The organism is Halomonas sp. N3-2A (assembly GCF_002216165.1).
Lineage (GTDB): Bacteria > Pseudomonadota > Gammaproteobacteria > Pseudomonadales > Halomonadaceae > Vreelandella.
Map to the genome: position 1 here is coordinate 3859204 of NZ_CP022286.1, position 14900 is coordinate 3874103.

At 51.4% G+C, this 14900-nt stretch carries 9 protein-coding genes; 6 read left to right on the top strand and 3 right to left on the bottom strand.

The features are described 5' to 3' along the window. Window positions 1–12: 12 nt before the first annotated feature. Complete coding sequence (locus CEK60_RS18070) at window positions 13–1011, bottom strand: Abi family protein (protein WP_089040168.1); 999 nt, start codon at window positions 1009–1011, stop codon at window positions 13–15. A 275-nt stretch (window positions 1012–1286) separates the two neighbouring features. Between CEK60_RS18070 and CEK60_RS18080 the strand changes: the two genes are divergently transcribed. The 6 genes from CEK60_RS18080 (at window position 1287) to radC (ending at window position 4995) form a co-directional block, all read left to right on the top strand. Then, entirely contained in the window at window positions 1287–1625 is a 339-nt protein-coding gene (locus CEK60_RS18080) for a hypothetical protein (RefSeq protein WP_089040170.1), read from the top strand. Between the two features lie 98 nt (window positions 1626–1723). Next, window positions 1724–2692: a DUF932 domain-containing protein gene (locus CEK60_RS18085; RefSeq protein WP_089040171.1), complete on the top strand. Its 969-nt coding sequence runs from the start codon at window positions 1724–1726 to the stop codon at window positions 2690–2692. Between the two features lie 122 nt (window positions 2693–2814). Then, a complete protein-coding gene (locus tag CEK60_RS22190; protein ID WP_156886210.1) occupies window positions 2815–2985 on the top strand; it encodes a hypothetical protein in 171 nt (56 codons plus the stop codon). A gap of 22 nt (window positions 2986–3007) precedes the next feature. Further along, a complete protein-coding gene (locus CEK60_RS18090; protein ID WP_089040172.1) occupies window positions 3008–3757 on the top strand; it encodes an ERF family protein in 750 nt (249 codons plus the stop codon). A gap of 37 nt (window positions 3758–3794) precedes the next feature. Beyond that, window positions 3795–4406: a lambda exonuclease family protein gene (locus CEK60_RS18095; protein WP_089040173.1), complete on the top strand. Its 612-nt coding sequence runs from the start codon at window positions 3795–3797 to the stop codon at window positions 4404–4406. A 175-nt stretch (window positions 4407–4581) separates the two neighbouring features. Then, window positions 4582–4995, top strand: coding sequence for a RadC family protein (radC, locus tag CEK60_RS18100; RefSeq protein ID WP_446718666.1), 414 nt, complete (start codon window positions 4582–4584; stop codon window positions 4993–4995). A gap of 178 nt (window positions 4996–5173) precedes the next feature. Here the strand turns inward: radC and CEK60_RS18105 are convergent, their stop codons facing one another. Together CEK60_RS18105 and CEK60_RS18110 are read right to left on the bottom strand one after the other, a co-directional pair. Then, window positions 5174–11461 (bottom strand): DEAD/DEAH box helicase, encoded by a 6288-nt coding sequence (locus tag CEK60_RS18105; RefSeq protein WP_089040175.1) that lies wholly within the window; start codon window positions 11459–11461, stop codon window positions 5174–5176. 9 nt (window positions 11462–11470) lie between these two features. Beyond that, window positions 11471–14764 (bottom strand): STY4851/ECs_5259 family protein, encoded by a 3294-nt coding sequence (locus CEK60_RS18110; protein ID WP_089040176.1) that lies wholly within the window; start codon window positions 14762–14764, stop codon window positions 11471–11473. Between the last annotated feature and the right edge of the window lie 136 nt (window positions 14765–14900).

The following is a 14900-nucleotide window of genomic DNA, read 5'->3' on the forward strand; positions in this document are numbered from 1 at the left end:
AGCACTCTTGTATTACTGTTTATTCCAGAAACTATCAGATTGCCAATTATTTGGCATTCCCATTGCTTCGTGTGATATCTCTGGAAACTCCTGCAATAGTTCAGCCAACCGTTCGTGCCAGCGAGTATGGGGACTCACTTGCTGCATGAGATGATGAAGTGCTGCCAGTACTACGCTGATGCGGGTGTGGGAAGTGCCACGACGTAAATACGTTGGCCAGGAAAAATTTTGCTGCTTAGGAATTTCGGGTTTGATACCGAGTTCACGATTCCACAGCCGTGAATGGTGCGCGCAGATGTTACGTACCGAGGTTAAAGTGTGCAGCCAAGACTCTAGCAAGGGAGCAGGGACGTTGAAGCGCCGTCCAATGATTTTTCGATCAATATCTTTAGCTAAGCCTTGGTAGAGGTGAGACAGTTCACCTAGTGTCAGCTCTTCAAGCATTGCCCACCCAGGCATAACTGTAGGCACATCATAGCTAAGCGTATAATGGCGTGCATAGCTTTCCTGGGCACGGCGCTTGAGTAGCTGCTTTTTCCTTTGCTGGTCGGCTTGCGTCAGTTTTTCAATACGTGCCGCCTCACGCTGGTAGTCCTTCAGCGCATTGCGTTGCGTGCTCTCGATGCTTTTTAGTAAACGGTCATGATCGTAACGGCTCTTGAAAAGTTGTTTGTTCAAGTACCAATGGGCGCCATACGTGGGGCCCATATGGTTTGAGATAGCTGCTCTGGCGGCGACCTCTATCCGTTCGACGGCATCAATGACTAACAACCGCAAACGCCGATCAAAGTCGTACAGGCGGCTTAGTTGGCGAAACCCTGCACCCTGTCGAAACCTATGGTCAGCATCATCAGGGATTTGGAAAGGCCGCATATAAGGCGTTAGGCGAAAAAAGCTCACTGCTTCCAGGAAAAGCGTAGCGCGAGCTTCGTCATTTATTTGCAGGCCACGCGCTTTGAGCAAGGCAAGTTGTTCAGACACTGTGATGGCGGGTTTGCTGAACTGCCTCATTCAAGCTCCTGCAAGGTACAGACAATAAAAAACCCGCGCGATTTGAGCGTGACTGCCGTAACAGACATAGGCTTGGCGGGTGTGTTGAGTGAAATCTTAGAGGCCTCATGCCAAGTATGCAAGATAACTATACTTACTTTAACTGCTCGATAAAGTTCATGGGGCGGCTGCCATTCTCGTAAATGCTTAAGGTCAAAGCCAAAAAAATTCAGACCTATATCACTCCTATGCATCCACCACCCTGGAACCTTTTCCTCTGCATAGGAGCGCTGTTTATGCCCCCATCCTGCACACGCTGTGCATCACTGCGCACGCTTAACCTTGAAACCGCCCAACGCGTTGGCGTCGTAGGTAGCACCTTGTTAGGGAGTGCCATCGGTGCCTGGCGTGCGACGGCCATGACCGGCCCACTGTCGCTTGCTATTACTCGCTTTCCACTCGCAAAGCTGCCTGCCGCATTGATGGGCGCGGTCGCCGGTGGTCAAACCGGCTCCCGTATCGCCCACTCGCTGTTTGAACAGTGGCTGCCCTTGGGTAACGGCACCCCACGGCTATGCCTGTCGTGCGGTCAAGCGTTTCGCTACCCCTATCCTCCCTTAGCGTCTGCTTATTAAACCTCGGCCTTTACCTTCGCCTACGGGCGACTCCCTTACTTAAACACTTATTAGCGCTGACGTTTCGTTGGCGTTTTTTTATGTCTGGAGATTTATTTATGGCACATCTCGTTGAACACATGGCTTACGTTGGCGATACCCCTTGGCATGGCCTGGGGCAGCAGCTTTCACGTCATCAACCGTTGGAAATCTGGCAGCAACAGGCAGGTATGAATTGGCATATTGAAGAAGCGCCAGTGCGGTTTATTGCCGAAGGAGCTAGCCACCTTGGCAGTATTCACTCGTTTCCGGAGCAGAAGGTACTCTACCGCTCCGATACCAAGGCACCACTGTCCGTGGTGTCCCAGCGTTATAAGGTGGTGCAGCCTGAGGAGATTCTGGAGTTTTACCGCGACCTAACGGAATACGCCGGTTATGAGCTGGAGACAGCGGGCGTGCTTAAAGGTGGGCGTAAATTCTGGGCTTTGGCCCGTAGCGGCTTAAGCACCTCGCTGAAAGGCCAGGATGAGGTGAACGACTACTTGCTGTTGGCGACGTCGTGCGATGGCACCCTAGCCACTATGGCGACCCCCACCACCGTGCGGGTGGTCTGTAATAACACGCTGCAGATTGCCGTGGATGGCACATCACAGGCAGTGAAGGTGCCCCACCGCTCGGAGTTCGATCCCCGTGCCGTGAAACGCCAGCTGGGTATTTCTGTTTCTCAGTGGAACGACTTCATGTACCGCATGAAGGCGTTAGCGGAACGTAAGGTCGACCACGGCGAGGCACAGCAGTATTTTCAGTCGGTACTCTGCGGTATTGATAAGGCGATAGACGATCCTTCCAAACTGCCCAACTATCGGGCGCTTAACAAGGTACAGAAGCTCTACCACGGCGAAGGCCGCGGTTCTCATCTCGACACTGCCAAAGATACTGCGTGGGGCTTGCTCAATGCTATTACCGAGTACGTGGATCACGACAAGCGTGCGCGTAGTAACGATACTCGATTGGATTCAGCGTGGTTTGGTCAAGGGGCTCAGTTAAAGCAGGAGGCATTGCAAACGGCCCTTGCCCTGGTGAGCTGACATGCTGCTTCTCATCATCTTACTGCTAATTCTTTTGGTTTTTATCTTACCCCTTATTGGATAGCGCGATCAGCCCAGCCATCTACACGGCTGGGCTTTTTGCATTTTACGTGGAGCACACCATGGCCAATCTTAGCCTTGATTTAGATATCGCATTAACCCAACTAACGGAACGACTGCTTACCCAAGACCAAACCTATGCCAAGACCTACGTCATGGCAAAGGGGCAGCTCTATCGCACCGAGCTGCGCTTATGCCCCGTTTCACCTAGTGAGCTTCCTGCCGATCTTTAATCCCTATTGAAGGTACTTCGTCATGGCAACTAAAACTAATGTGGTAAATCACGACTTATCTGCACCCTCTTTACAAGCTGTTCCTACGGTGCCTGCCCCTCACCTTGCAGAAAGCACGGCCATCATTCAGGTCATCGAGCGTGCGGCGCTTAACCCAGACGTTGATATCGACAAGATGGAACGCTTATTACAGATGCAGGAGCGGGTGATGGATCGCCAGGCCATGATGGCCTATAGCGCGGCCATGGCGGCCATGCAGACCGAGTTACCCAGCATCGAAGAACATGGCCAAGGCAATAACGGTAAGTACGCCACGCTGGAAGATATCGTCGATACCGTGCGACCCATTATGCAGAAGCACGGCTTTGCAGTGAGCTTCCGGATTCAGACGCAAGAACGTGGCATTCAGGTCACCGGAGTGCTGATGCATAAAGACGGTCACCGTGAAGAGACCAGCATGCTTCTGCCTGCGGATATAAGCGGCAACAAGAACGCGGTACAGGCCTTTGGCTCGTCTACTAGCTATGGCAAACGCTACGTGCTGAGCGCCCTGCTTAATATCACGACGCGAGGCCAGGACGATAACGGCAACACCAGCACTAGAGTAAAGCTAGTAACACCCTTTCAGGCGGGACAGATCCATCGGCTCATTAGCCAATGCCCCGCCACGACCCAGGAGTGGTTCAGCGGCAAGTACGGTTCCGCCGTTCAGGTGCCTCAGGTTGATTTTGACAAGCTGCGGGCATCCCTCACCAAACGTGCGGTTAAGTAAACGGCGTACTAACCCTACCTAAGTAAAGGAGGCATCCATGCAGATACTCAACATGGAGCAAGGCTCCCCCGAATGGCTAGCGGCGCGCTTAGGGCGCGTCACCATGTCGGAGCTAAAAACGCTGCTGGTCAACGGCAAAGGCCCTGGTGGATTTGGCACTGGGGCCTTTTCGTATATGCACCAACTAATCGGCGAGCGGATTACCGGTGAACTGGCAGAGCCGTTTCAAGGCAATGCCCATACCCGACGGGGCCACGAGCTAGAAAGTGTGGCAAGAGTGCTTTACCGCGATGCCACTGGCGAACTGGAGCCACAGGAAGTAGGCATTATCCTTAATCACGAGGTGGGCTACTCACCAGACAGTTTGGTAGGTGATAACGGCTTGCTGGAAATCAAAACCAAGCTGCCCAAATTCCAAATAGAGGTGCTGCTGAGCGGGGAGATTCCCGCCGAGCATGTTGCACAATGCCAAGGAGGGCTGTGGGTCAGCGAACGGGAGTGGATCGACTTCGTGAGCTACTGGCCCGGCATGCCGCTGTTTATCAAACGGGCTTACCGTGACGACATCATGATTCGCACCATCGCTGAGCGGGTGGAGGCATTTCATGAAGAGATGGAGCGGCGGATGAACCAAGTGATGGCTGCGTGAACGGTCACTCTCACAGATATTCCTTTCAACCATTAACGACATAGATGCCGGGGCCACCACCCCGGCATTTTTTAATTTTTTGGAGGCAACCATGACACACGCCAAACTCAAAGCCGGGGAGGTGGCGGGCACCTACCTCGTTACATCGCCCGTTACCGAAACCGACATCATCACCATGGCCAAGCGCTTTGCGCGGCGTAAGCTCGCCAAAGGCCGCAAGATCACCCAGCCCTCGCAGGCATTCGAGCACCTGCAGTTACTGCTTCAGGACTATGAACATGAAGTATTTAGCGTACTTTTCCTCGACAGCCAAAACCGTGTTATCCGCTTTGAAGAATTGTTTCGAGGCACCATCGACGCGGCCAGCGTGTACCCACGGGAAGTACTAAAAGCCGCCCTTGCCTACAATGCCGCGGCGGTCATCCTCGTTCACAATCACCCTAGCGGCGACCCTGAACCTAGCGATGCAGATCGGCGCATTACTGAACGACTCAAAGAGGCCCTGGGGCTAATGGATATTCGAGTGATTGATCATGTGGTTGTAGGAAGTGATGGTTGTAGATCGTTCGCCGAAATGGGATATGTGTAGAGATATGCCTGAATAAAATGGAGCTGCCTCGCTGGGCAGCTCCAGTAGTGAGATAAGCTTTATTTTTTGAATCAACGACTTGTAATCATAAGCATTCATTTTCCTGAGGAAAAAGAATACCAAATATTTTATGTTAAGCCGTTATTAAACGGCTTAAAACAAATACTGGCTTTTATGATCAATCAATTACGCAGCTCATGAAAGTTGGCCATTCACCACCCGGCTGTATTTGAACGTAATTATATTTATCATACATGAGCTCTTTCTGATCATGATGTGAAGCATTGAAATCAAAGTTCAGTTGATCCCTGTATGGCATCCTTCCACGCCAGTAGCCCATACCCTGATCCAGCAGGATCTTGCTGGATTTACCCGACGCCCACTTCACAGTAATGATTCGACAGTGCAGCAGATCACGTGGTTTATTCATCAGGATAATGTCCGGTGCGATATCGAACTGCTCTTCGAACCAGAGCTTGATTATGGTCTTCTGGTCATCCGCTCGCATCCAGTCATGGCCAAGCAGGTAGCTGGGCTGGTTACTGCTCGGTGCTAGCGTCTGTATTGATAGAGACTGAAGTTCATCACTCCGGAACAACTCCAGGAAACCCGTAAGGAGCATCAGCGACAAGGGCGATTTTAGGTAGCGATCCGAGTAACTGATGGAAATCGCCTGGTCATTGGAGATCAAGTCGGCCAGTTCTGGCATTTGAGCTTTGACCAGTGAATAAAGGCGTTTTTCCAGAGTATTGACAGGCCCATCAAGCTGCGTAGAAATTTCAACGACACGCGCATTTTGTAGCTGTTGGTGCCAGTTACTGCTATCGATAGAACTCCCGGTGACGGGTGGTATAAGTTTGCTGGTAGCCCACACCACATCAGCCTGACCTTGTAGCCAGTCGGAGCCAGGTACTCCAACGCTGTCAGTGCTACTGTACAGGCTCTGAACACCAGACTGTGAAGGGAGTTGTGCAATTAGGTACGGAGCTTGAAACTCTGTGGGATTCAGCTTGATTAGCTCAATGCCTAAGCGCTCAAACAGTGCAAAGGTCTCCTTTTGCTCGGTGCTTAACAGAGCAGTCGTAGCAATCCCAAGGCGGACTTTGAGCCTCTCTGAAATGGCCCACGTTAGCACTTGTTCCCGGAAACGAGGATGGTCCATATCCCAATCTTCACAGGAACCGTGAAGACAAAGCAAAATCGATGCTGTTTGATCACGATGATCCAATGAGTTGATGGCGTAGCTCAGTTCGCGCAACGGACCGACCGAGCAATAGCGAGCACCATGTAAACCAGTAAATACATCGGGAAGCCCCAGATGCTCAATCAGTCGAGAATCGTTCATCCACTGCAACGCCAAATTGCGATCCAGTTCTTCACGTTCAACACGACTATCCTGACTGGCCAGACAGTGCGAGCAAACATTCTCGCAGTTGGCAGGGCATCGTAACCTATCCAAAGTCTTGCTCAGCAGCAGCGAAATATCAGCCAGACCAGTCAGTACAAATCCGGCCCCCCCACTGACTTCATCGAACAATTGGATGACAGCGCGTCCCTCCCTAGTTTCCCGGTCACGGTCCAGACGATAGCCGAATCCCATTTCGTTGCTGGCGATACCGATCTGATCTGCGATAACGTCGCGCATAGCAACACTTAGTGTCGTAGCGACTAAACGACCTTCAGAGGTATCGCGTAACCACTCTCCAGTAAGGGGATTCCTGAGGAATACCTCAAGCACATCAGTTCGAATCTGATAGCCCAAATGAATGTTGGGTTTAACCGTTTCGCCTGAGCAATCGCGCTCCTTGTGACTACCGGCTAACCCACCAACCGGGCGGTGGCTTCTATCAGGTTGCAAGTCCTTGGGAATTTCGCCCGAGGCAAGCATCGACTCTGCACGTCCACAGGTCATACAGACAGCATATCCTTTTTCATACTCGCCAGTTGAATGGTGAAAAACGCTACCATCATGACCAAAACGCACAAATCCGCAGCGTTGGTCGGGTAGCGCAGTACTTTCACCATTCAGTTGAATACGTGGACGCTCAACGCGGATGAATTTCTGCGAAGTAACATCGTTGGTGGTTTCCTCGTAAAAGTCGGTCAAGAAGCCGCCTGGACGCAACACCATACATAATTCGGCTGACGGAATCGGGGTTGTACAATGCGAACAGCACAATCCGCTATTGTTAGAATAGGCATTTTCGATCACCCCAGAACTTCCGCACTCCGGGCAGCGCCAAGCTACATCGAACTTTTGTGCCTCATTGATCTTCCCGTCGCCATGCCACTGCAGGCTGACCCCAGCAGAACGATAAACACGTCCATCAATAACCACCTGAGCGCCGGGGGCGTATTCTCTAATGGCGATATTCAAGCTGCGCGATGGCATTTCCTTGTTGTTGAAAATGTTGTCTTCGCGGCTAACATTGTCCTTTCGCTGCAGATGCATGAAATCTTCTACGTTGTATGTCTTGAGACTCACAACATCGGTAGGGAAACCGTAGCCCGGCAAGAATGCAGAGGATGCCAAATGACGCAGTAAATACTCGTTCTCATGGCGCTGCTTCTCTAGAGTCAAAGCTTTCTTATAGGGGCCCTCACTGACTGACTTCAACTTATGGTCGATATTGCGGTGTTCACCCAGCCAGTACTCCTTGATGTCTCGCACCGCCTGTTGTGTTTCGCCAGTGATTGAGCTGAGCGAACGTCCTTTCAGGCAGGTACCCCTTGCAAGTTGCTTCACGGCACTACCATATTCTTCTGAGCTTGCCATGAGCCAAGCCATGAACTGCTGACAGGGCGACTCGTCTGAGTCGAAGAACCATTTCAGAGTTAGTTTTGTTCGGTCGCCATCATTGCTGCTGTGCATACGCAGGAATAACGATAGCAACAGAGAGTTGATATGACGCTGTACGATCCTAGCAGAACTGAGGGTAATGCTCGGTGCTGGAATTGCGGTCACAAACGGCCACTTCGGATGGGAGAATGCTCGCTGGTTATGCGGATCGGCTTTGCATAGCGTATATGCGATCGCCCGAGCTTCGCTGCGTCGTCCGGCGCGACCTGCGCGCTGCAAATAATTGGCCGGATGGGGCGGCAGATTATTCATCACCACAGCAGAAACACCGCCGATATCCACACCCATTTCCATGGTGGTGGAGCAATTCAGCACGTTTATATCGCCGCGCTTGAACTCCTCGACATAGTCATCCAGTCGTTTTGCCGACTGCTGTGCCGAGTGCTCGGCTGTTCGGTAGTAGAAACCGCCTTCGACTGTTCGGTCACTGATATCCGTCCACAGGCTTTCTTTTCTTAAATTAGTGATGACAGGGTCTTTTGCAACCAGCTGCCGAATCTGAGCTTGCTTGGGTACTGGTGAGCCGTCCGGCATTAGAGTGCTCAAGGTAGGAAGCTGGATCTTCTGGCAACGGTAATCCTGATTTAGCAGCTTTCGCGGCAAATAGGGTGTCAAGCCACGGAAGGTGTTATCGAAGATGCGTCGGGTCAACGGGCAGACCCAACCCTCTGTAGGTAGCGAGAAGGTAAGGGACTCCAAACGCAAACGGTGACCAGTATCGGATGGCTCCAGAATGCCAGCATTGACCAGCGCCAGCCACGCCGCGTCTAACCAGCTATTGATCTTGTCGGCATCCACATTCATGTCGCGATTCAGCCCGGTTGCCAGTTCGAGCAGCTTGATCAGACGGTGGGGCGTGCCAGGCTTGATCTGCGGCCACTTCCGGATGGTACTGCTTTCCTGCACGTCGCCCTTGGGCGAGTAAAGCGCCTTAGGACTAAAGCGGCTGCCCATCCAGCGGCGCATCTTGTTTTCCATCGGGATGAAAGTGTTCTCTCGGACGTAGAAATCGAGTGCAACCTTGAGGAAGTCGCGCCAGTCATCCAGCGTCAGAACGCTTCGGGGATCATTTGCAGCGCCCAATGCGGGAATGGCGCGTGTATCAACCCACAGCGGTGGAGTGGTCGCCACCTTCTCCAACCCTTGGTAGCCGACCTTGATCAGTCCCAGTGTTTCCGTGCTATTTTGGTTCTTGGGTCGCCGGGAGAACTCGCGGGCCATCAGCAGGCGCGCCATGGTCAGACCACCTTCGCTGCCATCGAATAGCGCCGGATTGGCATAGCGGTTATAACGCAGGATGAATTTATCGATATCCCTGGCTGCCGCGATAGTGCCTGCCATCTGTGGCCACGGAATGATTTCGGCCTTGGTAGGTACGGCGCCGCTCTGCAAAAGTTCGGCTTGCTGACGCAATTCTGCCGCCATGCCAGCTAAACCTTGTTTTTCCAGATTTTCAGCCAGAGTGAGCAATTCGACTGGACTACCGTTAGGCGTGTCTTTAGGAACAGCATCGGCCTTGGCTTGTGCATTCCTTAGTGTTTCAAACACTAACCCACGTAGCCGCGAGCGCTCGGCTTCCTGCTGCATTCGCACCGCCATGCGTGCGGTGCCCTGGCGACTGTCGGTGAACGTAATAAGCTTGCGCCCGCGCCCCGGGAGCTCTTCGGGGGAGCGGCCTTCGGAATCTGCCTTGTCAGGATCAGGGCAGAATTCCAGGACGGTCGGCACGGCGTTGGCAATGTAGAACGGTGCACCGAGGTAAGCCTTTCTCAGGAAATCACTGGTGCCAAACGACGAGTTGTCGCAGTGGCTGCAGCAGCAATCCTCCTCCTCCTCGGTAAGTATGATGCCGATATTGCGTTCAGCGTTCACGGCTCCGAGCTTCCGGCTCTCAAGATCAAGAGTGATCGAGAAGTAAGGTTCATGCTCAGTCGCCAGCCCGGCAATGATCAAGCGCGTGCTGGCGACACTCGATGTCAGCAGTTCGACTGGTGTGTCCTCGCCACCGTTTTCGTGATTGAGGGCGAACTCATCGCCTGCATAAGGGCTGGGCTGGTGTAGTTCTCCACTGCGATCTTCTGCCAATAGGTGCGGCGTCTTGCAATCGTCGCAGAAGCCGAGCTCATAAACTGGCGCATGGCATACGCAATGCGTTCGTTGGTTCACATAGACGTTGCCGAAGGGCCAGTCCTGCAGATGATTGGACTTAGCAGAGCAGTTAGGATCGACGCAGGCCCATAGGCCATGCAGCATGCGTTGGAACAGGTGGACTCGCAGCTTAAGAAACGGCGGCTGATTTTCGGCTGGTCGAGTGCCAGTCATGGTATCGAGCCAGTCGAGTACCTCTTGCTGTTGTTCGCTCTTGCTACATCCCTGCAGTTGATCAGCGACCTCATCTATAAGATCGTTGAGGTCAAGAGGCTTATCCGAGCTAATAACCGCGTGACGCAAACATCGGGAAATACTGCTTTGGCTAAGCATTTCAAAGCGTGCCGGTGATACTTCAACTTCCGGCTCGATCTCACGGATTGTCTGCAGAGCTATTTCCTTGTTTGGCAAATCGAAAGCAAGGTCCGGCCAGACACGCGAGCCCCCAATAACATCTACTTGCTCAAGCGGTACATCCGCAAGGTCTGCCAAATAGCGCTTCAGGCGTTCCTCAGCATCTACTCCAGCGATAGTGGCTGAAGTAGCAACAAAGCGGATCTGCTCAGACTGCCTACCAAATGCCTGCACCACTCGCCGAAGCAACAGGGACAACTCGGCAGCTTGGGAGCCCACGTATGTGTGCGCTTCATCAAGTACGATCCAGCGTAGCGATTGTTTCTGACGCGAGATTTCCAGGATGGGATTGTCGACCTGACGCACCAGCATGTACTCCAGCATTGTGGCGTTGGTCATCAAGATGGGGGCCGGCTCTCTCCGTAGTAACTCCCGCGACAAAATCTGGTTGGACTTCTGCTGCTGATCCTTACGAACCTTATCAGCGTGTTCCTCAGTCTTACCATTGTATAAGCAGAAACGGATGTTGTTGCCGTACTTATAAGTCCAGGCGTCGAGTCGCTCCTGCTGAGAATTGATTAGTGCATTGAGCGGATATAAGAAAAGAGCGCGGACGCCAACCAGGGCAGCTTCGCTGCGCTCATGTTCTCGAATCAAATCCTCAAGAATAGGTACCATGAAACATTCAGTCTTGCCCGAACCGGTACCGGTGGTGATGACAGCCGAGCGCGGGTGTTCGTCGAGAAGAGTACGCCAGGCCTTTAGCTGATGGGTGTAGGGAGATTGGTGCCTAGAGAATCTGTAAGGTCGCTTTTCGGCAGAAAGATTCGGATCTGGTCGATAGTGCGGCTTCTCCAAGGTGTCCAGCAGGCTTGTCGAAAGCAACTTGCCCTGCAGATCTTGCAATTTTAAATTCGACTCTTCCCAACCAAAGGTGTGCTCAAAAACTGGCGGTGCCAGGAAACATCCATTATCCCCTAAAACGTTCACCATACTCTGGCTTAAGTGATTGCGCAGGCCTGGATTGTGAATACCCAGCACACCCAGCGTTGCTTCTCGAGTGCGGTCAAGACTTTGTGCGATCAGGTCCCTAAAAAAACGCATCACTACTCCTTATGCCTCGTCCTGCGAGGCGAGTAAATAAGACACCATCAGTGCGTGTGCGGGCACGAACCATCCCTGACGGTCAAAGTCTGAAATCAATCGAATCGCGAATTTAAGGTAGGCTGGAGTCAATGGCAGGTCAGTAATTTTGGCCCTTCCAGCCGTGACGAAGGCCATAAATATGGGCAGGTAGGTCACTGCGTCGGTGAAATCCGTCAGTGAAAGAGCTTTTACTGGCGGTGGCAGTTCCTGTTCTTTAATCCAGTCAGAAAGCTCTCGGCCCAGCAGAGTTGGCCAGTTTTGGTTAGCTTCGTGGTATCGGCGTAGATCCTGGTACCAAATCGGTAGAACATTTTCAGGTGGCAGCTTTGTCAATGAGCAACGATTGCCTGTGCTTAGGTAATCTCCAAGGTACTCAAACCCTGAAACAATAAAACGCAGCACGTTGGCACGATTCGATATAAGGTTGTTGACCAAAGCTTCAGGAAGCCCGGTCAAACTTATAGAATCCTGGAAAAGCCGATATGCTCTTACCCATAAAGGAAGAGAGATAGTTTCCCAAATAACAGCTAGCTCATCACGTATGCGAACACAGAACGGCTCATCCATCTCAAGACGGAATATTGCGAAGCTTAATGCTTCCTGGTTGCGAGATAGAGCCTTCCAGGTCTCGAAAGACGAAAGTGGCAGGTGATGGTAGTTCTGCTTTAAATCGGCAAGGTACTGCCAGCCACTGTGGTTGAACTCTTCTGCCATGGCAGCAATTTGCTGGTCGATGACATACGGATTTTGCCAGGGGTGAAACAGTTCGGCAGCACGGTGTAGTGAGAATACCTCTGCTGCTGTATCTAAGCGATTTTCAGGTATCAAATAAAGGGCCGGACGAAAATGGGTGTCCGAGTTATCTGCCGGGTAAATTAGCCATGGCCCCCGAGATTGCATAGCGTGAGGTATCTTGAAACTACCGGTACCAACTGATTCGCTAGTTTTCTCGATTAATTGTAAAGGGGTTTGCTTAGGGTCGGACAGCAGCATAGCCTCTGCCTTCACGCCATCAAGTACAGCTCTTCTAGAGACACCGCCTATATGAAAGACATCGCGCTCTTCCCATTCAAGCTGCCCACCATAGCGTCGGATATCAATTTTAAGCAGTAGTTGTTCGGCTTCAATTGTAAGTTTGATATAGGCATCCTGCTCATCTACTGCTCCAAGCATGCTCTGCATGTCAGCAAGATAGCTAAACAGGTTGAGCATTACAGGCGCCGAATCTACTCGGATACTGTATGTACGCTGAGGATGCGGCCGCTCTTCGCAAACCAACTCCAGCTGTATATAGAAGGTTTGTCCTTGAGTTAAGCCTGAACTCAGTGAAATGCGATATCCCAATAGATCAGCCAATAACAACTCTCTGGCTCCTGAGGGATGACCGGACGGGTCCAGCAGACGGGCACCCTGGTAAGGATAAGGTAGTTGAAGCTTGAGAGGAGGTAATCCTTGACCTACTTCGATCATAAATTTCGACGGTGGTGCGTCACCTTGGTAGCGAAGATACAGCGAACATTCTGATTGCTCCACTACCAACGCATTGCTGACAATATGCGGATTAAGCTGCTTAGCCCCTTTAATTTGAAGACGCGCAGGTTGCTCGCGTACTTCGGGGATCAGCGAGAGACTGAAATCTCTGGGGAGAACGCCGAAACGACGCTGCATTAGTGTCTTGCCCGAGCGGGTGCGCAAGGTATAACGAACCGAGCCGTAATGGCTAATAACCCGACGGTCAAGTAACTCGCCATTGATGAACTCTAGCAAATCTTCTCTTGTATGAGGGTAGCCTTCAGGCAGCTCAAGGTTAGGCCAGCCTAAAAAAACCATCGAGTGAGAACTTTCGTAAAGTGCAAACACCCCCGAGAGGGTCGGTTTCGAGTCATCACTATTCGTCTGATTAAGCTCGACTAAATATCGATCATCCCCTTTTATTAACGTGAAGTCGGAGATTGCGTCGACCCAAAGACCATTTTCTTGATCCTTGGGTAAGTATGTTACATCATGATCTTTGCAGATGGTGTCAAAGCCATCGGGAACTCGGATACGGACACACTTGGATGATAGGGAGCAACTGGATACAGCGACCAGTTGCCAGCGTTCGGAGCGACTCTCGAAAATCAAAGGTGTATCTTGATAATCGATGGCACTGCCATCGAAATATTGGCAATGTACAACTCGCCCGTTGTCTAATAAACGAAGACTCAGCAGTTCGCTAGGTTTTCGACGTTCAAGCGTGACTTGAGGATTTGAGAAACGTGCTTTAATACCTTTTTCGGTAAGCTGGCCGTAAACGGAAGGACCTCTAGCTAGAAGGCTTTCACCCTCGTAGTAAGCTAGCTCAAGGCGGGTACTATTAAGACTTGTTGGATCAACTGCGAGCTCTGCCTCATAGGGCAAAATTAACTCTGTGCGTATTAGCCACTGAGGCAATATGCCATGCAGAAAATGCTCGCAAGAGAAGTCTCTCGCCCTACCCAAAGTTTCTTGACGCTCCTTGCGCTTCTGACCCGCGTCCCGGAGCCAGTCATTGAGCAGCGTTCGTGCATTGCTTTCATCCAATGGTATTGGGAAAGCTTCTGTCCATCCTGGCGCTGCCTGATCCAAATAATTGGTAGGATCATCCTGATCCTTGAGTGGGTGATGCTCGACCAGATACATGAGCTGATCAACGATACCTGCTAAAAGCCTACGCGTTTCAAGATTGCGGAAAATGAGCGGTAGCTCGTTTTCGAAGTCCGCCATTAAATCTGAAGTTGTTCTTCGATTACCTTCAGTTCTATAAAAATGCTTAATACCTCTGCGTACAGCGCGCCCGAATCCGTGTGATTCACTTTGAACTAAAGGCCACGGTAGTCCGCCTTCAGCGAATAGCGAGCCAAGCCAATCACGCCCGTTTTCCCGAAGCCGTATTGGCCGTTTCCAATACGCCAGACCTGTAGCGGAGAGGCTGGCGTGCTGTTGTGAAGATAGAGAAGCCCCCAGCAAAGCCTCTGGCCCTGACCACGACCAAGAACTGTTATAAGCACGCCGATACTGCTCGCTGACGAATAGACAAAAACAAGCCGCCAGATGAGTGGAGCTGTTTGCCACAGAACCACGCTTGAAGTAAGAACGAAGTAACTCGACAAGCGACCTGAATTCAGCCTCTGTAACGTGATAGTTATAAAGAGGAGTGCCGTCAGGCCCCTTGAACATTCCACGAGTTAATAGAAACTCGCTTAACCAAGCCTTTGCATAAGTGGTAGTTGATGTTTTCAAAAGCTTTGCAATCCCTTTGCCAGTTATAATTTAATGATTTTTATGCACTTTCGTAATGAATGACTCATAGACTGTATGGGGACGACATAAAAATTTTCTTTTAGTATTGTTGAGGCCGAATTCAGATTAATCATGC